The following is a 21850-nucleotide window of genomic DNA, read 5'->3' on the forward strand; positions in this document are numbered from 1 at the left end:
ATTATTATGTACGAAACTATTCAATTTATACACTCTTATTGGGCATATTTAGTGCTTATTGTGCTCGTTGTAGCATCAGTAAATGCAATTATAGGGTATAGCAGCAATAAGGAATATGGAGCAACCAATTTTAGAATTGCCTTGTTTACCCTAATTGTTTCACATTTACAACTGCTTATTGGGTTCGTATTATACTTTACCACTCCTTACTTTAAAATGTGGGGTGAAGTTGGAATGGGCGGAGTGATGAAGGATTCTGTTCTTAGATTATATAATGTAGAGCACCCAATAGTGATGATCTTAGCCATCGTTTTTATAACTATGGGATATTCTAAACACAAAAAGAAACTTACCTCTAAACCAAAGTTCAAGATCCTAGCTATATTTTATACACTAGCTTTAATTTTAGTGCTTTCAAGAATTCCATGGAGCGCTTGGTTTTAGTAGAAAGACCAATAGATATAAAAAAAGCCTTACTTTCTAGTAAGGCTTTTTTTATGCTAAGCTTTTCCGTTCCATTCTGCATAGAATTGCTCTAAAAAATCTTGCATATACTTATGTCGCTGTTCTGCAATTGTCTTCCCAGTTTCTGTATTCATTCTATCTTTAAGCAATAAAAGTTTCTCGTAGAAATGATTTATAGTTGGTGCAGTAGAGGCTTTGTATTCTTCTTTGCTCATTTTAAGATTCACTTGAATCTCCGGATCATATAAACCTCTTCCTTTAAATCCGCCATAATTAAAGGCTCTAGCTATTCCTATCGCACCAAGGGCATCTAGCCTGTCTGCATCCTGAACAACTGCTAGTTCATTAGAATGAAATAATTGGTTGCTGTTTCCTCCTTTAAAGGAGATGTTTTCAATGATATTAACTACATGAGCAATTACCTCTTCCGTAACATTTTGAGTGCTTAGAAAGGCTCTTGCTACTTTTGGTCCAACTGTTTCATCTCCATTATGGAATTTAGAATCTGCAATATCATGAAGTAGGGCTCCCAACTCTACCGTTAAAAGATCAACATTTTCTGTTGCAGCGATCAGTTTAGAATTATTTAAAACCCTAAGAATATGAAACCAATCATGTCCGCCTTCAGCATTTTTCAAAGTTTCCTGAACGAACTTAATAGTGTTTTCTACAATTTTTTCTGAATTCATATTAGGTATGTTGATTTCTAAAGAATATCTGCAGTGATGGTTCGTTCCACTTTCGCAATAATGCTACTTGCATCATCAGAATTTGCCAATATTGGTTGATGGATCTTCATTTTAATATTATGACCAATACCTAAAGGAAAACTCCCATATTCAAACAACTTCCATGAATTATTGATGGTGATAGGCACCACCAACGCATGAGGCATTTTTTTGAGCATGATCTGTAAACCAGTTTCAGCAAATTTCTTTGGTCTTCCATCCCTACTGCGTGTGCCTTCAGGAAATATTACTGCGGAATAGTTATTCTTATTTAGATAATCTGCAAATTTTGAGATCGTAACAACCGCTTGCTTAGGGTCTTTTCTATCTATAAGAGCAGAACCTCCATGCCTAAGATTATATGAAATCCCAGGGATCCCTTTACCTAACTCTTTTTTACTAATGAATTTTGGATAATGTTTTCTAAGATACCAAATGATGGGTGGAATATCATAGAGGCCTTGATGATTAGAAACGAAAATGCAAGGCACATCTGTTGGGATATTATGCTGGTTGTCTACTGTAAAAGTTGTTCCTAAAATATTTAGACATCTCATTAGTGTGAGATTAAAAATATCTACAGATCTTTTATGTGCTTCCTTTCCAATAAAAGTAAAGCAGAACCATTGGATTCCGTGAAATACCACTAAAGTTAAAAAGAAAAAAAAGTAAGATAAAATCGAAAGAGGATATGCGAGTATTTTCTTCATCTTTATATAGAATTGAAGCAAAAATACATTTTTATTGAACTATTAAAAACCTTTAATCCCTCATTGAAGGTTTAATTCCTCAAGCTCACTTTTAATTTATAAAAGTATTTTCCTATTCTTAGCTTTGTTATTACTTCCGAGGTGGATCTAATCTATTTTAACGCAGTTGCCATCTATACAATTAATGTTTTGGGGAGGAGGGACAATACTGCAATCGCTTATTATCCCGTTTTGTTGATTGTATGTATCTTCAGCTTTGGTGTAATTATCTACTAGAGTTCTGAGTTTTACGGTATCTACATCTGAAGAAAAAACCAAATACCCCTTTGGGCCACCGCAAGCTTTACTTCCGTAGGCCATATAACTGCATTGCGAGCTATCGCTGCAATTTTGTGTGGCGACTAAATTAGTGATCGCTTCAAATTGCAAGTCTAGGTCTTTAGAGCTTATTTCCTGATCATCTTCAGAACGATCGCAACTCCCAGCCGTCCCTGCCAATAATAGCACCAGAATTAAAAATTTCATCATTTATAGATTTTTCAGAATTAAAAATAAAGTTATCAAAAAATCAGCTAAATATAGCGTATAAAAAAAGCCGATCTTATTAAGACCGGCTTGAATTATTTAGAGATTTTGAATTAACAAAACTCGTTGAAAGCACTTGTTAAGTTATCTGCGATCATTTCTGCAGGACGTCCTTCAATGTGATGACGCTCTAACATATGAACTAATTCTCCGTCTTTAAATAAAGCCATACATGGAGAAGAAGGAGGAAAAGGGATCATATAACCACGAGCCTTATCTGTAGCCTCACTATCTACACCTGCAAAAACAGTTACTAGATTGTCTGGAGTTTTAGTGTTTTGTAAAGAGATACGAGCTCCTGGACGTGCATTAGCTGCAGCACAACCACAAACTGAATTCACAACCACTAGAGTTGTTCCCTTTTTTTCCATGGCAGCATCTACATCTGCAACGGTATGTAATTCTTGAAAACCTATATTTGTAAGGTCTTCTCTCATTGGTTTAACTAAATCTGCTGGATACATATATAGAGTTTTTATTATAATTTATAAAGGGCAAAGATACAAATTAAGTTTAGCTCTGCATATCTCAATTTCCTATATGCTAATAGGTTCTTCTTATAGATGAGATAAAGAAGTTTATAAGATATGGCCTGTCTTATACTTATTCAAAATAGTATATTTGCCTCTTATCAAGTAGGAATTTATGTTTAAATGGATATTAGCCTTTGCTGGCTATATGTTTTTCAGATACCCGGGAGCAGTACTTGGGTTTATATTAGGAACTGTAATAGATAATTGGAATCGTTCTTCAGGCGGATTTAACTCGGTTTTTAAAACTGAAAGCAATTCTGTGTCGCCAGGCGATTTTGAATTGAATCTTCTTTCATTAGCTTCTTTAGTTATAAAGGCAGATGGGCAAGTGTCTCAATCTGAAATGGATTATGTGCGCACCTATTTTGTGCGCGCTTATGGGAAGGAGCGTGCAAATGCCACTTTTCGTACTTTTAATGAAGTTATTAAGAATAGGGAGATCTCTGCGCAGCGCATAGGTGTATATCTTCAACAGCGTACAAAATATGAGGTGAGATTACAGATCTTACATTTCTTATTTAACATTGCAAATGCAGATGGAAATGTTTCTAATTCTGAATTGTCACAACTCCAATCTATCGCAGGATTTTTAGCTTTAAACACTAGAGATTTTGAAAGTATAAAAGCAATGTTCTTTAAAAGTGCCGATAATGCTTACAAGATCCTAGAGATCGAAAAATCTGCTACAGATGCGGAAGTAAAGAAGGCATTTAGAACCATGGCAAAGAAATACCATCCAGATAAGCTACAACATATGGATGAAGCTTACAGAAATGGCGCTGAAGAAAAATTCAGAATGGTTCAGGAAGCTTACGAAAGCATTCAAAAGGAAAGAGGGATATAGTAGCTGTTATTTTGATAGAATTCTATAGAGTTGTTCTACATTCAAATATTGAAAATAACGTGCGGTAGCCTTAAAGTTTTCATCTAAAAGGACAAGAGCTGGTAATGAAAATGCTCTATTTTTTTGTCTCGCCATTAACATAGGGATCTGGTGTATGGGGTTTCTTCGGTTAGCCCTTTCGTTCACAAATAGTTGCTCTCCGAAATAGATAGTATCGGTAGTTTCTACATTCATCTTTACGGCATAATAATCCTTATTTAATTTCTGAATAATTTTTGGATCGGTAAACACCTCTTTTTGCATTCGTATACATGGTCCACACCAATCTGCATAAAAGTCTATAAAAACCTTTTTAGGACTTAGCATCAGGGAATCTTGCAATTGTTCAAAATTGAGCCAGGTCACCTGTTTATCATTTTGTGAAAAAGCTGAACTACCAAAAAATAAAAAACAAAATGGAAATAAAATTAAAAGGACTTGTTTCAAAATTTATAAAGATTTAATTTTTAATCCAACAAAAATGGTTCGTGGCGCTGCAGGGCCATATATATAATTGCTATCGCGATTTTTACCAATATCAAAATCCTCTTGATAACTGTTGGTTACATTTTTAACTCCTCCAGAAAGTTCCAAGCCCGTACTAATATTTGGCAAGTCAAAATCATAGGCCATTCGAAAACTCAATTCTGTAAAAGTGGGTGTTACATAATATTCATCTACTAATTGACCTGTATTTTCCCCGCCGAAATGTGCAATATCCATATGACCGGTATAAACCAAATTGGCACTCACATTCAATTTTTTAGTAGGTGAATAAGTAAGGGTTGCATATCCATAATCATTAGGAGTTCGCAAAAATTCACGCTTTACGGGAAGACCTTCAATATTTTCTACTGGTTCATCAAACAAACTGGATTGTATGGTGAAACCAGCCTCTAGTTCTAGTATGTAGTCATAATTGGTTCGGAATTCCATGGTAAAACCTTTAACCGTGGCTCCGCTGCCATTTCGCTTTTCAAAGCGTTCTCCAAATTGATCTTCACCTAGCGGATATTGATAAAAGGCGTCATCCAAATGAGTATAAAATCCTTCTAAGGTAAAACCGGCTATAAAATGCTCTGTGGCTTTGTCATAATTTATGGAAGCAGTGAAGCTATTTGAACGTTCTTCTTTCAAATCCTCTGCTAATGAGATCCTGGAAATTCCACCTCCAGCAAAGGCAATGTGCAAATCGGTATCAAAGGCTTGTGGCGCTCGAAAACCTGTACCCCAACCTAATCTAAATTGGGTTGTTTCCTTCAATTTATAGAGTAGGGAAGCACGGGGACTAAAAATAGCATAATTAACCAAATTGTGTTTGTCTATACGAAAGCCAGAAAGAAAATTCAGGTTCTTAGTGATATCCCAATCGTTCTGAACGAAAACACCTAAATTTCTTGTAGTCTGGTCTATTAGGTAATTGTAAGTGTCAATTTCATCGTACACTGCATCATAAACATATTCTGCTCCAGCAGTTAATACGGTCTTTCCGCCTAAGAATTTATCGAATCTCTGATTGTATTGAGTCCCACCTTGGTGCGTGGTTACTTCTGAAGTTCCGTAAGGTGGGGCTGCAAAAAAGACTTGTTTTTCTGCTTCTTCATCAGGTATTATTCCGGTATAATGATCTCTATCTGTGCGTTGGCCACCATAATAAAGAATGAGAGAGCTTTTATCCTGGTTAAAATTGATTTGATAATCTAAACTTCCCATCAATACATTATGTGTTCGTTCTTCGCTTTGCTGTGCCAAATAAGCTGGTTTATCAACAATTTCACCTCCATAACGGTATTCATTTAGACTACTAACACTCAGTTCTAATTTCGAATCTTCAGAAGGAAGGTAAAAAGCATTTACACCAAAAGAATTATCTTTTAACTGAGGTAGTTCAGAAAAATTATCAGCATTAGCATCGTAAGCTTCTCTTTTACGATTATTTACAAAGAAATTGGCACCTGCGTTATAATCCTCACTCACCACAGTTGCATTTCCGTTTATAAGGTTTTGATTAGCGCTTCCGTCTATATTTTGAAAAGAGTAACCTAGGCTATAGGCATTTTTCTTTGGTATCTTGGTGATCACATTTACCGTACCTCCAATTGCGCTGGAGCCATAAAGTGCAGAGACCCCACCGCGAACTACCTCTATACGTTCAATCATATTTACAGGAATTTGTTCTAAACCATACAAACCTGTTAACGGACTGAATATTGGGCGACCATTAATGAGGATCTGCGAATAACCACCCTGCAAACCATTCATACGAATCTGGCTGTAATTACATGTTTGGCAGTTCATCTCTACTCGAAGACCCGGTTGAAAACGAAGTCCTTCAGAAAGGTCTGTAGCCACAACTTGCTCCAAGGTTTCACTGCTAATTAAATTCACGATAACTGGAGAGTCTGTTCTGCGCTTTTCTGTTCTGGTACCAGTAATCACCACTTCATCTAGAGCTTCATTGCCTTCTTCAAGATCAAAATTTAGCAGTTTGGTATTGCCTTCGGTTATGATGAAAGTTTTTGTAAGTGATTTATATCCTTGGGACTGGGCAACGAGGCTTATCTCCCCAGGAAAAATATTAAGTTGATACTTGCCATTAGCATCTGCATTTGTTCCCGATGCTCTTCCTTTTATGTAGATGGAAGCAAATGGAACGGGATTCCCCTTGGAGGTTACAGTACCAGAAACACTGGTTTCAATATCCTGCGCAAAGGAGAAAGAAGTAATTAAAAACGTGCAGAGTATTAAGTATTTCATGAAAATTTATTTTTACAAATATATAATTAATTTTTAGACTACTCTAAAAATAGTTTTTTTAGAATAAAAAATGTAGTTTAGCAAGATTAAAACATGAGTTTATGTTCAGCCTCTCTGAAGAAAATTATTTAAAAGCGATCTTTCATCTGGAAAGGTCATTTCCAACAGGCGTTAGTACCAATGCTTTGGCAGAAGAAATGAGTACGAAAGCTTCTTCTGTTACAGATATGATCAAGAGATTATCTGAGAAAAAATTGGTGGCTTATAAAAAATATCAAGGTGTAAAACTTAGCAAAATTGGTAGAGAAGCAGCTGTAGATATAATTAGGAAACATCGTCTTTGGGAGGTGTTCTTGGTTGATAAACTAGGATTTGCTTGGGATGAGGTACATGAAGTCGCAGAACAATTGGAGCATATTAAATCTGATAAATTAATAAAAGAACTTGATAGATTTCTAGATTTTCCGAAACGGGATCCTCACGGGGATCCTATTCCGGATTCAAAGGGGAATTTTGCAATCTCTAACAAAGTACTCTTAGCCGAATTGAAGAAAGGAGAGTCTGGAATTTGTATTGGTGTTAAAGATTCTACGCCAGAATTCCTGCAATACTTAGATAAAAATAATATTGCTTTAGGAAAAGAGATTAGCATCTTAGAAATAGAATCCTTTGATCAGTCAATGTTGATCAACTTAAATGGCAAAGAACTAAAGATCTCTAATGTGATCTCAAGTAATTTATATATAAAAACTTCTTAACTATGATGAACGATATTATCGCCTATCTTGAAAGTATAGATCCTATATTAGCCGCTTTATATGCTACCCTATTTACTTGGGGGGTCACAGCACTTGGGGCTTCATTAGTTTTTTTCTTTAAAAAAATGAACCGAGCCTTGTTCGACGGAATGTTGGGCTTTACGGGCGGGGTAATGGTTGCAGCAAGTTTTTGGAGTTTGTTGGCACCTGGAATAGAGATGAGTCCTGGAGAAGGATTTATTAAAGTAATGCCAGCTGCTATTGGCTTTTTTCTTGGAGCACTCTTTATTTTTGGTTTAGATAAAATTTTACCTCACTTACATGTAAATTTCAAGATGGATGAGAAAGAGGGTATTAAAACTCCTTGGCATAAATCTGTACTCTTAACCTTAGCAATAACTTTGCATAATATTCCTGAAGGATTAGCAATTGGGGTTCTATTTGGTGGAGTAGCTGCAGGATTTGATGGTGCTACCATTGGAGGAGCTGTAGCTTTGGCAATTGGTATAGGTTTACAGAATTTTCCTGAAGGTTTTGCAGTAGCAATGCCGCTAAGAGGACAAGGCTTAAGTAGGTGGAAAAGTTTTAATTACGGGCAGCTTTCTGCTGCAGTAGAGCCTATCGCTGCTGTTTTAGGAGCATGGGCGGTAATGACGTTTCAGCCAATCTTACCTTATGCGCTTGCTTTTGCTGCAGGAGCAATGATCTTTGTGGTTGTAGAAGAGGTGATCCCAGAATCCCAGCGAGATAAATTTACAGATATTTCTACAATGGGCTTTATAGGAGGTTTTATACTCATGATGACTTTGGACGTTGCTTTGGGCTAAATTTTGCAACATTCAAATGTATTTAGAGTCTTTAAATTAAAATAGAATATGAAATATTACTTTGCTTTTATTTTTGCCTTATTCCTAAGTTCATCTTATGCTCAAGAAAAGGATTCAATAGTAAATTTTAATGCAGAGCTCGATCTTGGAGAGTTATTTTCTTTTGATAATAGATCCATTCAATTTAAAAAGGTGATCTCAGATTCTAGATGTCCCACAGATGTTACCTGTATTTGGGCTGGGGAAGCAAAAGTCTTAATTGCAGTAATGCAGAATGGAAGACAAGTAGAGGAAAAGATCATTTCTTTAAAACAAACCAAAGGATTTAGTTTTGGGCTCTCCGATTCAAAAAATAGTTATTCCTTGGACGCCCTAGATCTATATCCTTTCCCAAAATCTACCCACAAAATAGCAGATTCAGAATATTGCTTAAAGATTCGGCTTAGTAAAAGTTAAAATGAGTGGTTAACTACAACCACATCCTGAAACTCCACATGCTTTTTCGGCTTCCTTTTTAGTTTTTAGAAACGCTGGCTTCCACACAAATTTTGTGATCACATATCCAACAGCGATCAAAAACGTGATAAATACTAGTATGTTTTGTAATACGTCCATGATACTTAATTAAGTCGGTTTACAATTATAATCTTACATTATTTTAAAACTTGAAACGCTATCAGTGCAACTAGATAGGCAAAGGCACTCATAATTACAAGTTGCAATATTGGCCATTTCCAAGAGTTCGTTTCTTTTTTCACAATGGCCAAAGTGCTCATGCACTGCATTGCAAAAGCATAGAATAAGAGTAAACTTATTCCGCTGGCAAAGGTGAATAATGGACCACCCAATACCGGGTTCACTTCTGCTGCCATTCTGTTTTTAATAGTTTCTTCTTCATCACTACCAACACTATAAATTGTAGCCAAGGTTCCAACGAAAACCTCCCGTGCTGCAAAAGAGCTCACAATAGCGATCCCAATTTTCCAATCGTAGCCTAAAGGCGTTACGGCAGGTTCAATTCCTTTTCCAAGTATCCCTATATAAGAATGCTCCAGTTTATAGGCAGCAATTTCTTGTTCCAAATTAGAATCAGCATTTGCAATATGTTTGGATGTAACGATTTCTTCAGCTTTATTAAAATTATCGCCGGGACCATAGCTGGCTAAAACCCATAAAATAATAGATATTGCAAGAATGATCTTTCCTGCTCCAAGAACAAAGGCTTTTGTTTTTTCAACTACATTAATGGCAACATTCTTAACCATTGGTAGTTTATAATTGGGCATTTCAATCACAAAATAACTTTTGCTTTTTATCTTAAGGATCTTATTTAAGATCCAAGCAGAGACTAATGCAGTTCCAAATCCTAATAAATATAAAAGCATTAAAGTTAATCCTTGAAGATTAAACCCTAAGAAGCTCTCATCTGGAATTACCAATGCTATAATTATAAGATATACAGGTAATCTTGCAGAACAGGTGGTAAAGGGAACAACCAGAATAGTTATAAGGCGTTCTTTCCAATTTTCGATATTTCTTGCTGCCATTACAGCAGGAATCGCACAGGCAGTACCAGATACCAAGGGCACTACACTTTTACCGCTTAGTCCAAATCTTCGCATAATTCTATCCATCAAGAAGACCACACGGCTCATATAGCCGCTTTCTTCTAATAAGGAGATGAAAAAGAAAAGAAATGCGATCTGCGGAATAAAAATTACAATTCCACCAAGTCCAGGGATAATTCCTTCAGAAATTAGATTTGTGAAAGGTCCCGCGGGCATCATGTTTTTTGTCCATTCACTTAAGGAAGCAAAACTGGAATCTATGAAATCCATTGGGTAACTAGACCAATTATAGATCGCCTGAAAGATAATTAACAAGACCATAAAAAAGATCACATAACCCCAAACTCGATGTGTTAAGATCCTGTCTAATCGTATTCTAAGATCTGTGGCAGAGTTTAAGTCTATTTTTAGACCTTCTTTTAGTAATCCATTTATAAACTGATATCTTAAAATGGTTTCTTTTTGCTGAAGTCTTTTAAGGTCGCTGTTACTTTTTGTGTGGAAACTATTATCGTCGTTTAAAGAATGTCTGTTTACATTTCCAAAATTTACATCTTGTGTAATAACTAACCATAATTTGTATAAAGACTGATTTGGAAAAGCCTTCCTTAATCTCCCAAAATATTCGGGATCCATGATGGAGGCATGTAAACAAGGTTCTGTAGAAATTTGGCGGTAATTAAGGATCAATTCTTTTAGTTCCTCTATTCCAGTATTTTTTCTGGCACTTACCAGTGCGATCTTGGTATTTAATTTAGCTTCTAAAATACCAATGTCTAGTGAAATCCCTTTACGTTCCATCCTATCTGCCATGTTAATAACAAGAATGGTAGGTATTTCTAGATCTTTGATTTGAGTAAAAAGTAGTAAATTTCGTTTTAGATTCTCCACATCACTAACTACTACTGCAACGTCTGGGAAGTCCCTGTCGTTTTTATTCAGCAATAGTTCTATTACTACATTTTCATCTAGAGAAGAAGCATTTAAGCTGTAGGTTCCTGGGAGGTCTAAAATATGTGCTTTAAGACCTCGTGGAAGTTTACAAATTCCCTCTTTTTTTTCTACAGTAATCCCCGGGTAATTCCCAACTTGCTGGTTTAGGCCAGTAAGTTGATTGAAAACTGAAGTTTTACCAGTATTTGGGTTTCCAATTAACGAAACATTAATTTGTTTCCCCATAATATTATATTAATTCTATTTCTATAAGCAATGCAGTCTCTTTGCGAATTGCTAAATGACTCCCGTTAATGTTCAAGTACATAGGGTCTCTAAAAGGTGCAGTTTGTACCAACTCTACTAGATTTCCTGGTAAGCAGCCCATTTCTAAGAGTTTTAAAGGAATTTTATCTACGATTAATTCCTTAATGATCCCTCGCTGGCCGCGCTGTAAATGAGCAATAGTTAGCTTCATTTTTATTTAGATTGATTTTAAACAAGGCAAAAATAGTTTAAAAATAAGTCTTACAAAAGTTTCGGCTAGAAAAGTATAATTACTAGTATTCAGCTTTTAAAATTTCAATGTCTTGTAAAAGATCATCTATGGCTTCTGCATCTGTACCATCATAAAAACCACGAATTCTTTTCTCTTTATCTACAAGAATGAAATTTTCGGTATGTATCATATCATAAGGTCCGCCATCTCCATCTGTTTTAGTAGCTAAATAGGATTTTCTCGCCAACTCGTAAATTTGCTTTTTATCTCCTGTCACTAAATTCCATTTAGCATCATTCACTCCTTTTTCTAAAGCGTATTTTTTAAGCTGAGGCACACTGTCTGCCACGGGGATCACGGTGTGAGAAAGCAGTAGCACCTCTGGATCATCTTTTAATTTTTCTTGAATTTCTAACATATGTCCTGTCATTATAGGGCAAATTGTTAGGCAGGTCGTAAAGAAAAAATCGGCAACATAGATCTTATCCTTGTAAGTATCTTGGGTAATTGTTTCTCCGTTTTGGTTTAATAGTTCAAAATCTGCGATCTTATGATATTTCCTCACATATTGAACTGTGGTATCTACTAATTCTGAATTCACCATATCTGGTTGAAAAACAGGTAATTTTTTTTCAGGATTTAATAAGGTATAAATGCTGTAGATAATAACGACAGAAAGAATTGCCATTACAATAGCAAGCGGTTTGAATTTAGAGAAAAAATGAAGCATTATAAGTAATTTGTCACAAAATTAAAGCCTTCTAACTAAATACGAGCAAGGGAAGTACTAAATTTTCTATGAGGTAGATTCCGGTAGCCATTTATACTTTTTTAGGAGCTATTAAAAGGTTACTTTTGTGCGATTTAAAATTTGAAGCAGAGAGAATGGATCCATTTTTAATAAAAGCAATACAGTTACTTCTTAGTTTATCCTTATTAATCGTTCTACACGAGTTTGGACACTTTATACCAGCGAAATTATTTAAAACAAGAGTAGAGAAATTCTACCTGTTTTTTGATGTAAAATTCGCTCTTTTTAAGAAAAAAATTGGTGGAACTGAATATGGTTTAGGTTGGTTGCCGCTTGGAGGATATGTAAAAATATCCGGAATGATAGATGAGAGTATGGATAAGGAGCAAATGGCGCTTCCTCCAAAACCTTGGGAGTTTAGAAGCAAGCCTGCTTGGCAACGTCTAATCATTATGTTAGGTGGAGTTACTGTTAATTTGGTTCTTGGTTTCCTTATTTACATGATGGTATTGTTCGTTTGGGGAAGCTCTTTTGTTGGCCCAGATGATATGCCACAAGGATTTGCTGTTGCAGATGAATTTAAGGCCTTTGGTTTTGAAGATGGGGATAGAATTCTTTCAGTGAATGGTGAAGAGTTTGAAAATAGCGTAGATGTAAACCGCTACCTTTTTATGCGTGATGTAAATAACATTACTGTGATTCATCAATCTGGGGAAGAAGAAACTATTTCTATTCCAGAAGATATAGGGTCTCAAATGTTTCAAGAAGGAGTTATGCAACCCTTTGTACCTATTCAAAATGCGGTATTAGATACTGTTGTTGCAGATCTTGCGGCATCTAAAGCAGGATTGAAAAAAGGAGATAGTTTGATCTCTGTTAATAAACAGGAAATTGGATACTGGCATGAGTTAGCTCCAATAACTGCTGAAAATAAAGAGAAAGAAGTAGAGGTAGTTTTTAAAAGAGATGGAAAAATTATGAGCCTTATGGTAACTCCAGATGAAGATGGATTACTTGGGGTTTCCTCAAAACGAGACTTTAATGTGCAAACAAGAAAGTATGGTCTTGGTGAAAGTATAGAAGCTGGTTTTAGCTATGGTTACTGGACGCTACACGATTATGTTGCTCAATTTAAATATGTTTTTACCGCGAAAGGGGCTACCCAAGTTGGTGGTTTTGGAGCAATAGGAGGCCTTTTTCCAGACGCTTGGGATTGGCAAGGCTTCTGGTTAGCAACGGCTTTAATCTCTATCATATTAGCCTTCATGAATATCCTGCCAATTCCAGCATTGGATGGAGGACATGTAATGTTCTTACTTTACGAGATCATTACTGGGAAAGCGCCAAATGAGAAGTTTATGGAATATGCACAAATGCTCGGGTTCTTTATATTGATCGCATTGGTGTTATTTGCTAATGGAAATGACTTATATCGCTGGTTGTTCGAATAATAGCAGCCGACTAAAATGCAGACAGAAAAAATTATTAAAAATTCGTAAAAAAAAGTCGATTTTTGTTTTGTAAGCATTTAAAAATTGATTTATATTTGCAACCGCAAAAGAGAAATATTTAAGTCTCTAATGCAGGTCCAGATTAAGAGTTAGGATCTTTAAAGTAGTAACACGTTCTTTTAGAATTATATAGATACAGTTTCCTCCTTAGCTCAGTTGGTTAGAGCATCTGACTGTTAATCAGAGGGTCCTTGGTTCGAGCCCAAGAGGAGGAGCAAAACTAAGCCAGACAGTAATGTCTGGCTTTTTTGTTTTTAAGAATTGTTGAAAATCTTACGATTGTCTGTATCTTGATCTACTCTCAATAGATCCAACATGCATTTTGTTTACATATTATATTCTAATTTCTCAGATAAAAACTATGTTGGAGAAACTTCAAATCTTGAAATCAGATTAGATAATCATAAAAGTGGATTTTATAGTAATTCCTTTACTACAATTGCGAAGGATTGGGAATTGTTCTTTAAAATAGAATGCAAAAATGTTTCGCAGGCGAGAAAAATTGAAAAACACATTAAATCAATGAAAAGCAGAAAATACCTTTTAAATTTGGGTAGTTCTCCAGAGATATCGGAACGTTTATTAAATACATATAATTCATGAAAGTTCGATCCATCCCGATAGCTATCGGGAGAGGAGCAAAACTAAGCCAGACAGTAATGTCTGGCTTTTTTGTTTTTAAGAATTAAGCAAATTCTCAATAATTTGTTTCTGCAGGATTTGAATAATTTAAAAGAGTGGGGTTTAGCTAAATGGATATTCTAATTTTTTTCAATATTAGATCCATACATTTTAGTAATTGTATTTTAAGGTGATCTATAGTTTCTAGTTAACCGTGAATAGTTTCATGTTTACCATAACTTTTTATTAATTCCCCTTCAAATTCCACTAGTTCTTTCCAGCGGGAATCCACATCGATATCTTTTCCGTATTTACGTGCAAAGCTTATAAAAGTGGTGTAATGACCTGCTTCACTTATCATTAAATCATGATAAAATTTAGATAGTTCTGGATCGTTGATTTCTTTGGAAAGCAATTTGAAACGTTCACAACTTCTTGCTTCTATCATTGCAGAAAACAGGAGCCTATCTACCATAGAATTCAATCTACTGCCACCTTTGTTCATGAATTTATATAACTCATTAACATAGCTGTCCTTTCTCTCTCGCCCCAATTTAAAGCCTCGTTTTTTAATGATCTCATGAACCATTTCAAAATGTTCCAATTCTTCTTTTGCAAGTTCCAATAATTCTGTAACCAAGTCTGGATATTCAGAATTTAATGTGATAATAGTGATGGCATTGGTTGCTGCCTTCTGTTCACACCAAGCATGATCGGTAAGAATTTCTTCTATATTGGATTCAACAATATTTACCCATCGGGGATCTGTTTCTAACTTTAGATGAAGCATTATCTATTTTTTTTCAAAGATACTTAAAGATTGGATTGTATTTCTAAGCACAGAGTTAAGTCTCTAAAATTACAGCGAAGTGAAATTCATTAAAAATTAGATAAGAAATTTCAGACCCAAAATCATCAGCTTTTTAACTATATCTACATTTTTATCCGACGTTTGTACTAAATAAATATCCTACGAATGCGGTTAGACCCATTGCTGCGGTTCCCCAAAATGTGATTCTAAGAATGGCAATTCCAATACTGGAGCCTCCTGTTTTAGCAGCTAATGCACCTAATATTATTAGAAACAAGGTTGCAAATCCATATAAATAATACTCCATAAATAAAAGTGGAAGAAAAAGGACCACTAAAAGTGGAAGTAGGCCTCCAACGGTAAAAGAGGCTCCCGAAGCCAATGCGGCTTGAATAGGATTGGCCTGACTTATTTCATTTATTCCTAATTCATCTCTAACATGAGCGGCTAGAGCATCGTGCTCGGTTAATTCTTTAGCCACTATTAGAGCAGTTTCTTTCCTTAAACCTCTGTTCTCATATATTTCAGCTAGGCGTTGAAGTTCTATTTCTGGGGTTTCCTCTAATTCTATTTTTTCTCTTTCAATATCAGCTCTTTCAATATCTGTCTGGGAACTTACAGAAACATATTCTCCTGCTGCCATAGATAAAGCTCCAGCAACTAATCCAGCAAGAGTAGCCAATATAATGGGTTCTCTCATGTCGGTTGCTGCAGCAACACCAATAGCAAGACTTGCAGTAGATAAAATTCCATCGTTAGCACCAAGAACAGCTGCTCGTAACCAATTACTTCTATGGATGTAATGATTATCTAAATATTCATCTGGTTGATCATTCATTGCAATGACTTTAAGGATACTATTTAATTTTGTTATCTATTATATTACAAAATAGGATTATTAGCTGTATTTCTGTCATATAAAATTTAATAGACTTTCAATTTAATTCTTTCTGCATTAGGGAATTGAGAGGTTTAAGTATTTTAGCTAGTAAGTTTAATTGTATCTACTTTAAGAGTTATACTAATATTTCGTCATCCTGAATTTATTTCAGGATCTCAATTTATAGTATTCACTTAGATATTTACAGATTTAAAAATCTCGAGGCCCCGGGGAAGAATGATATCAATTTTCAGTTTATGACACTTCATTTATAATTTATGCCGTTTATAGCTTTTAAATGAATTAATTGGTCAAGATTATTTTTAAAGCTTTTTCTTCCGCAGCATTGCCAAATACTTCATAAGCACGAATGATCTCATCTAATTTAAAATGATGAGTGATCAATTTTTCTGCTTGAATTTTTCCTGAAGTTAATGTTTTTAAAAGCATAGGGGTGGTGTTGGTATTAACTAGTCCCATGGTAATGGTGATATTCTGAATCCATAGATCCTGAATTTGAAGATCTACACTTTTTCCATGGACACCAATATTGGCAATATGGCCTCCAGGTCTAACTATTTGCTGACAGATATCGAAGGTTGCAGGTGCACCAACGGCTTCTATAGCTACATCTACACCATCTGCTGTTTCAGAAAGGATCTTTTTGGCAGCATCTTCAGATCCTGAATTAATAGAATCTGTAGCACCCCATTTTTTTGCCAATTCTAAACGGTTATCATCTAAATCTATCATATAGATCTTAGCGGGAGAGTAAAATTGTGCGGTAAGTAGAGCAGACATCCCAATTGGCCCTGCACCCACAATTGCAATTGTATCCCCGGGTTTTACACAGCCATTAATAACTCCCATCTCGTGGCCTGTTGGTAAAATATCACTTAACATAACCAAAGCTTCATCATTTATATCTTCTGTTGCGATATAAAGACTATTATCTGCATGAGGGATACGCACATATTCAGCTTGGGTTCCATTTATTAGATTTCCTAATATCCAGCCTCCGTCTTTACAGTGCCCATACATTTGCTTCTTGCAATATTCACAAGAACCACATGCAGTAATACAGGAAATTATCACCCGATCGCCTTTTTTAAAATGTCCTACACCAGCGCCTACTTCTTCAATTATTCCAACACCTTCATGACCTAATGTAGTTCCAGGTTTTACACTAGGTGTTTTACCATGTAAAATTCCTAGATCGGTTCCGCAGATTGTAGTTTTAATTATTTTCACAATCGCATCTGTCGGTTTTTTTATCTCAGGTTTTGGGACTTCCTTATATTCTATTTTTCCTGGCCCATTATATACAAGGCCTTTCATATTAATTGTTTTTTCTGAAGAAGAATCTTTTGAGAGATTTTTTTTAGCTGGAACATTTGTATTTATCATCTTTAATAGAATTTAAGTATAATTGATTATTAAGAGTATACCTATAACAATAGTAAGTGAAGATTAGGAGTTATAATATGACCCTTATCACTTATGCAATCTATTCTGAAAAAGCTTTATGACACTCAGGATCTTAACGTTTTAAACTTTTGCATATAATAACTATTTACAGCGGTGATAATAAGTGCAATCCACTTTCTTAGGATTTGCAAACCTCCATCCTCAAACCTCAAACCTGCAACCTAAAAATTGTTTTACCTTATTTTCGTAATTTCACCTGCTCATAATAACTATAGCATTTATGATTAATTTTACTGCTACTTACACAGATCAGTACCAGCTTTCCATGGCTCAAGTATATTTTGAAAATGGACAAAAAGAACATCCTGCAGTTTTCGATTACTATTTTAGAAAATTACCTTTTGATGGAGGTTATGCTATATTTTCTGGCTTAGAGGATCTTTTGGAAATTCTGGAGAACCTTAAATTTAGTGAAGAAGATCTTGCTTATTTAAAGGATCAGAATTATTCTGAAGCGTTTCTAGATTACCTAAAAAACTTTAAATTTTCTGGGAATATCATGGCGGCAAAAGAAGGAGATGTTTTATTTCCTAATAGACCCATACTTCAAGTAGAAGCTACTATTATTGAAGCTCAGCTTATAGAAACGATACTGCTTAATTTATTAAATTTTCAAACCTTAATAGCCACAAAAGCTAGTAGAATGAGATTGGTGGCAAAAGATAGTGTTTTACTTGAATTCGGCTTAAGACGGGCGCATGGTCCTGGTGGATATTATGCAAGTAGAGCGGCAATAGTTGGGGGATTTGATGGTACAAGTAATGTGGTAGCGGGTAAAAATTTTGATATCCCGGTTTCGGGAACTATGGCACATTCTTTTATTCAAAGCTATGATGATGAAATAACAGCTTTTAGAGCCTTCTCCCAAGTCCGACCAAAAGATTGCGTGCTACTTGTAGATACGTACGACACGCTTAAAAGCGGGCTTCCTAATGCCATTAAGATAGGTAAGGAAATGGAAGTGCTAGGAGAAAAATTAGCTGGGATTAGATTAGACAGTGGCGATTTGGCTTATTTGGCAAGGGAAAGTAGAAAAATGCTGGATGATGCTGGTCTTAATTACGTGAAAATTGCAGCATCCAATCAATTAGATGAATATGTGATCAAGAGTTTGTTGGAGCAAAATGCGCCCATAGATATTTTTGGAGTTGGTACTAATTTGGTGACTGGAGATCCAGATGCCGCATTAGATGGAGTTTATAAGTTAACAGCTTCTAACGGTATTCCAAGATTGAAGATCTCTGAAAGTCTTTCTAAAGTAACCATTCCGCATAAAAAGCAAGTATACAGGTTGATGAATGCAAAAGGAGAACTTATAGGTGCCGATGCTATAACAATGAGAGAGGAGGAAGAGGTTTCAAGGATTTATGATCCGCAGGAAATATTAAAATCTTTGCCAGTGAAGAGTTATAAAACCGAAGTCTTGCTTCATTTAGTAATGAAAAATGGGAAAAGAACCGAAGAGTCCCGAAGTTTAAAAGAGATAGCGGCCTACTCACGAGAACGATTGGACAGTCTTCCTATGGAATATAAACGTTTTGATAATCCTCATATATATAAAGTGGGGATAAGTAAAATGCTGAAGAAGGAACGAGAAAAGTTGATGAAGAAATACAAAAAATAAGAATGAAAGCATTAGTGATAATAGATATGCAAAATGATTTTATTCCAGGCGGGTCTTTGGCTGTTGCCGATGGAGATGAAATTCTTCCGATCATTAATGAGCTTCAGAATAAATTCGATTTGGTAATTGCAACCCAAGATTGGCATCCATTAGATCATTCTAGTTTCGCTATAAATCATCCAGGGAAGAAGGAATTTGAAATCCTCAAATTGAATGAAATAGATCAGGTTTTATGGCCAGTTCATTGTGTGCAAAATTCAGAAGGAGCAGAATTTCACCAGGAATTGAATTCAAATAAAATTGAAGCCATTTTCAGAAAAGGAACCAATAAGGAAATAGATAGTTATAGCGGGTTTTATGATAACGCGCACTTAAAATCTACAGGGCTTGCTGGTTATTTTAAAGATAAAGGAGTAAGTACCCTTTATTTTTGTGGACTTGCAGCAGATTACTGTGTGTATTTCTCCATTATCGATGCTCTAAAGGAAGGTTTTGAGGCCATTTTAATTGAAGATGCCACAAAAGCCATTTCTCAGGAAAATTTTGAAAAAGCTAAAATAGAGATCCTTCATGCTGGAGGAAAAATAATTAGATCTTCAGATCTAACTTAAAAGATCTCTTTAAAGGCCGCTATTAAATTCTTAACTTCTTCCAAAGTATTATAATGCGCTAAACTCACTCTAACGACACCTTCATATTGTTCCAAGTCCAGATCTTTAATTAACTGTTTCGCATAAAAATCTCCATATCTAATCCCAATGTGCTTTTTGTCTATGAACTCAACTATTTCTGAACTCTTGAATTTTGAATGAATAAAGGAAATAGTAGGTACTCGAAGGGAAGCATCTGCACTCGAAGCTCCAATGATTTTAATATCTTCTACAGATCTTAGATAGCTTAATAAAGCCTGAGCCAACTGAGCCTCGTAAGCAGCTATCAACTCAAAACTAGCATCCAGCTTTTCGTTTCTACTAAATTTATTATTAGAAAAATGATGATCATATATCCCGATCATATAATCTGGAATAGCTTTTAAACTGTAGGTAAGTTCAAAATTATAATTCCCCGGCTGAAATTTATAGGGTACATCTTCTGGTTTAAAAAATTGGTGATTAATTCCGGGCATATCAATAAGCAAAGGCAATTTTCCATACATCACCGCTAAATGTGGTCCAAACACTTTATACCAGCTAAACACATAAAAATCTATATCTAATTCTTGCACGTTTACTCGTCTATGTGGTGCAAACGCAACGCCATCTACACAAATAAGTGCTCCAGCTTCATGTACTATTTTGGAAATCTCTTTTATAGGATTAATGCTTCCTAAAACATTCGAGCAATGTGTTACCGCTACTAATTTTGTCTTGTTGGAAAGTAAATTAGAAAGTTCATTTAACTCCAATTCAAAAGAACTTGGATTCACTTTCCAGATCTTGATTTTAATGCCTTTGTTTTCTAAATCTTTCCAACATGAAACATTGGCTTCATGATCTGTATTAGTTATAATAATCTCGTCTCCGGCTTTCCAGCTATGGCTAATACAAATACTCAGGATCCTTAACAGCATTGTAGAAGATGGCCCAATAATGACTTCTTTGGGATTGAAAACATTTAGATATTCTGCAATCTTCTCTGTTGAATGTGACAAGGCCTTTCCGGCATTTGCTGAAACTTCATAGGAGGCACCTAATTGTACGTTATAGTTCAAAAAATACTCCGAAATACAATTGATGCTACTCCCTAAAATTTGTGAACCACCTGCATTATCCATGAATGTGTATCCTTTTTTAAGGGAAGGGAATTGTTCTCGTATATAATCAATGTCCATATTGCTAATTTTAAAAATGATCTAGAGTGAATGTAATAATAAAAATATACAGTTTTTATAAGGCTCGATAATAAAGCGATTTTTAATATAGAATGATACCAAAGAATACATTTATTATTGCAAAAACTATTTAGATTTAATTTTTTTATTCACCTGATTTTTAACTAATTAAGAGTGCGTAGTTGGTTTTAATTTGCTTAGTTTTACATATAACTAAAATAATTTTGCGTCATGAAGAAATTTAAAACTTTCAAACTGTCGCCTCAAAGTCTAAGCCCCCTTTTATACCTACTATTATTACTAATCTTTATTAGTTGTGAAACCGACCAGGTTTCTGAAGAAGCATCACAATCTTTAACCTCAAACAATTCTAAAGCTCCAAATTCTTCTGGGAAAATGAACACTTTTTATGGCCCCGCCAAGCAAATGGGAGATGGAGTCTTAAAGAGTATGGTTGTAATGAAGCATGATGGAACTCCGGAGGCAATAGGACTGCGGATCTCGGAAAAAGTTTTGACGGGATTACCTCATGAAGAACTAAACATCACCCTAGACTTGTCCAGCAAAATGAAGGGAATGGCTTTCGATCATATAGATTTTGGTTGGAATCCACATGGGCATGAACCACCTGGGATCTATGATATCCCTCATTTCGACATTCATTTTTATATGGTCTCTGTAGATTATAAGAATACTATTCTGGATCCTGCCTTAATAGAAACTCCTCCAGATGCTAAATATATTCCGGAAGGCTATTTTACTCCAGGCGGATTAGTTCCTTATATGGGGGAACATTGGCTAGATCTTAATGCGGCCGAACTACAACCCGGAGGTGTATTTACCAGAACATTTATCTATGGATCATATGATCAGGAATTCATATTCTATGAACCTATGATCACTTTGGCGTATCTACAGCAAAAAGGAAAAGAGCAAATTGCTATTCCTCAGCCGGCAGAATTCCAAAGAACAGGATTATACTATCCTACCACGTACAGTATTAATTATGATGCTGTTAAAAAAGAATACCTAATAACATTGGAAAATTTGGTTTTAAGATGATCCTTTCTTTATAATAGATGTTTAG

The 21850-nt window shown here is 35.3% G+C and carries 24 protein-coding genes and 1 tRNA gene; 11 read left to right on the forward strand and 14 right to left on the reverse strand.

The features are described 5' to 3' along the window. Positions 1 to 6 precede the first annotated feature (6 nt). Positions 7 to 444 (forward strand): hypothetical protein, encoded by a 438-nt coding sequence (locus BC962_RS02385; RefSeq protein ID WP_121344331.1) that lies wholly within the window; start codon positions 7 to 9, stop codon positions 442 to 444. Positions 445 to 500: 56 nt separating this feature from the next. Here the strand turns inward: BC962_RS02385 and BC962_RS02390 are convergent, their stop codons facing one another. From BC962_RS02390 to BC962_RS02405, 4 genes are all read right to left on the reverse strand, one after another. After that, positions 501 to 1154, reverse strand: coding sequence for an HD domain-containing protein (locus tag BC962_RS02390; protein WP_121344332.1), 654 nt, complete (start codon positions 1152 to 1154; stop codon positions 501 to 503). Positions 1155 to 1171: 17 nt separating this feature from the next. Then, entirely contained in the window at positions 1172 to 1903 is a 732-nt protein-coding gene (locus BC962_RS02395; RefSeq protein ID WP_121344333.1) for a lysophospholipid acyltransferase family protein, read from the reverse strand. 147 nt (positions 1904 to 2050) lie between these two features. Then, a complete protein-coding gene (locus tag BC962_RS02400) occupies positions 2051 to 2431 on the reverse strand; it encodes a hypothetical protein (RefSeq protein WP_245983979.1) in 381 nt (126 codons plus the stop codon). 110 nt (positions 2432 to 2541) lie between these two features. Next, on the reverse strand, positions 2542 to 2952 hold the full coding sequence (locus BC962_RS02405) for a BrxA/BrxB family bacilliredoxin (RefSeq protein ID WP_121344334.1): 411 nt from the start codon (positions 2950 to 2952) through the stop codon (positions 2542 to 2544). 181 nt (positions 2953 to 3133) lie between these two features. On the opposite strand from BC962_RS02405, the gene BC962_RS02410 reads away from it, so the two are divergent. After that, positions 3134 to 3865 carry a TerB family tellurite resistance protein gene (locus tag BC962_RS02410; RefSeq protein WP_121344335.1) on the forward strand — a complete coding sequence of 244 codons (732 nt, stop codon included), beginning with the start codon at positions 3134 to 3136 and terminating at the stop codon, positions 3863 to 3865. Positions 3866 to 3871: 6 nt separating this feature from the next. On the opposite strand, the gene BC962_RS02415 is transcribed toward BC962_RS02410, so the two are convergent. Both BC962_RS02415 and BC962_RS02420 read right to left on the reverse strand, forming a co-directional pair. Continuing rightward, complete coding sequence (locus tag BC962_RS02415; protein ID WP_245983981.1) at positions 3872 to 4270, reverse strand: thioredoxin family protein; 399 nt, start codon at positions 4268 to 4270, stop codon at positions 3872 to 3874. 84 nt (positions 4271 to 4354) lie between these two features. Further along, positions 4355 to 6661 carry a TonB-dependent receptor gene (locus BC962_RS02420; protein ID WP_121344337.1) on the reverse strand — a complete coding sequence of 769 codons (2307 nt, stop codon included), beginning with the start codon at positions 6659 to 6661 and terminating at the stop codon, positions 4355 to 4357. Positions 6662 to 6762: 101 nt separating this feature from the next. Between BC962_RS02420 and BC962_RS02425 the strand changes: the two genes are divergently transcribed. From BC962_RS02425 to BC962_RS02435, 3 genes are read left to right on the forward strand one after another with little or no spacing between them, the layout of a single operon-like run. Then, entirely contained in the window at positions 6763 to 7419 is a 657-nt protein-coding gene (locus tag BC962_RS02425) for a metal-dependent transcriptional regulator (protein ID WP_121344338.1), read from the forward strand. A 5-nt stretch (positions 7420 to 7424) separates the two neighbouring features. Next, on the forward strand, positions 7425 to 8246 hold the full coding sequence (locus tag BC962_RS02430; protein WP_121344921.1) for a ZIP family metal transporter: 822 nt from the start codon (positions 7425 to 7427) through the stop codon (positions 8244 to 8246). 48 nt (positions 8247 to 8294) lie between these two features. Next, on the forward strand, positions 8295 to 8702 hold the full coding sequence (locus BC962_RS02435) for a hypothetical protein (RefSeq protein ID WP_121344339.1): 408 nt from the start codon (positions 8295 to 8297) through the stop codon (positions 8700 to 8702). Positions 8703 to 8711: 9 nt separating this feature from the next. Here the strand turns inward: BC962_RS02435 and BC962_RS16270 are convergent, their stop codons facing one another. The 4 genes from BC962_RS16270 to BC962_RS02450 all read right to left on the reverse strand — a co-directional run bounded on the left by BC962_RS16270 (position 8712) and on the right by BC962_RS02450 (position 11976). Then, entirely contained in the window at positions 8712 to 8861 is a 150-nt protein-coding gene (locus BC962_RS16270; RefSeq protein WP_183075429.1) for a hypothetical protein, read from the reverse strand. Positions 8862 to 8899: 38 nt separating this feature from the next. Continuing rightward, positions 8900 to 10993, reverse strand: a complete 2094-nt coding sequence (gene feoB, locus BC962_RS02440) for a ferrous iron transport protein B (RefSeq protein WP_121344340.1) — start codon at positions 10991 to 10993, stop codon at positions 8900 to 8902. 4 nt (positions 10994 to 10997) lie between these two features. Beyond that, positions 10998 to 11225 (reverse strand): FeoA family protein, encoded by a 228-nt coding sequence (locus BC962_RS02445; protein WP_121344341.1) that lies wholly within the window; start codon positions 11223 to 11225, stop codon positions 10998 to 11000. Positions 11226 to 11307: 82 nt separating this feature from the next. After that, positions 11308 to 11976 carry an SCO family protein gene (locus BC962_RS02450; protein ID WP_121344342.1) on the reverse strand — a complete coding sequence of 223 codons (669 nt, stop codon included), beginning with the start codon at positions 11974 to 11976 and terminating at the stop codon, positions 11308 to 11310. 155 nt (positions 11977 to 12131) lie between these two features. Here BC962_RS02450 and rseP point away from each other — a divergent pair, with 155 nt between their 5' ends. The 3 genes from rseP (at position 12132) to BC962_RS02465 (ending at position 14111) form a co-directional block, all read left to right on the forward strand. Continuing rightward, entirely contained in the window at positions 12132 to 13448 is a 1317-nt protein-coding gene (gene rseP / locus BC962_RS02455; protein ID WP_121344343.1) for an RIP metalloprotease RseP, read from the forward strand. A gap of 201 nt (positions 13449 to 13649) precedes the next feature. After that, a tRNA-Asn gene (locus BC962_RS02460) sits at positions 13650 to 13723 on the forward strand. Positions 13724 to 13823: 100 nt separating this feature from the next. After that, complete coding sequence (locus BC962_RS02465) at positions 13824 to 14111, forward strand: GIY-YIG nuclease family protein (RefSeq protein WP_121344344.1); 288 nt, start codon at positions 13824 to 13826, stop codon at positions 14109 to 14111. 226 nt (positions 14112 to 14337) lie between these two features. Here the strand turns inward: BC962_RS02465 and miaE are convergent, their stop codons facing one another. The 3 genes from miaE to BC962_RS02480 all read right to left on the reverse strand — a co-directional run bounded on the left by miaE (position 14338) and on the right by BC962_RS02480 (position 17227). Further along, positions 14338 to 14919, reverse strand: coding sequence for a tRNA-(ms[2]io[6]A)-hydroxylase (gene miaE / locus BC962_RS02470; protein WP_121344345.1), 582 nt, complete (start codon positions 14917 to 14919; stop codon positions 14338 to 14340). A gap of 151 nt (positions 14920 to 15070) precedes the next feature. Further along, positions 15071 to 15778 carry a VIT1/CCC1 transporter family protein gene (locus BC962_RS02475; protein WP_121344346.1) on the reverse strand — a complete coding sequence of 236 codons (708 nt, stop codon included), beginning with the start codon at positions 15776 to 15778 and terminating at the stop codon, positions 15071 to 15073. Positions 15779 to 16123: 345 nt separating this feature from the next. Further along, a complete protein-coding gene (locus BC962_RS02480) occupies positions 16124 to 17227 on the reverse strand; it encodes a zinc-dependent alcohol dehydrogenase family protein (protein ID WP_245983983.1) in 1104 nt (367 codons plus the stop codon). Between the two features lie 301 nt (positions 17228 to 17528). On the opposite strand from BC962_RS02480, the gene BC962_RS02485 reads away from it, so the two are divergent. Next, on the forward strand, positions 17529 to 18932 hold the full coding sequence (locus BC962_RS02485) for a nicotinate phosphoribosyltransferase (protein WP_121344347.1): 1404 nt from the start codon (positions 17529 to 17531) through the stop codon (positions 18930 to 18932). A 2-nt stretch (positions 18933 to 18934) separates the two neighbouring features. Next, positions 18935 to 19543: a bifunctional nicotinamidase/pyrazinamidase gene (pncA, locus tag BC962_RS02490; RefSeq protein WP_121344348.1), complete on the forward strand. Its 609-nt coding sequence runs from the start codon at positions 18935 to 18937 to the stop codon at positions 19541 to 19543. On the opposite strand, the gene BC962_RS02495 is transcribed toward pncA, so the two are convergent. Further along, positions 19540 to 20763, reverse strand: coding sequence for a cysteine desulfurase-like protein (locus BC962_RS02495; RefSeq protein WP_121344349.1), 1224 nt, complete (start codon positions 20761 to 20763; stop codon positions 19540 to 19542). The genes pncA and BC962_RS02495 overlap by 4 nt on opposite strands. A 231-nt stretch (positions 20764 to 20994) precedes the next feature. On the opposite strand from BC962_RS02495, the gene BC962_RS02500 reads away from it, so the two are divergent. Further along, a complete protein-coding gene (locus tag BC962_RS02500; protein ID WP_121344350.1) occupies positions 20995 to 21825 on the forward strand; it encodes a hypothetical protein in 831 nt (276 codons plus the stop codon). Positions 21826 to 21850 lie beyond the last annotated feature (25 nt).

The sequence above is a fragment of the Gillisia mitskevichiae genome (genome assembly GCF_003634585.1).
GTDB classification, from domain to species: domain Bacteria; phylum Bacteroidota; class Bacteroidia; order Flavobacteriales; family Flavobacteriaceae; genus Gillisia; species Gillisia mitskevichiae.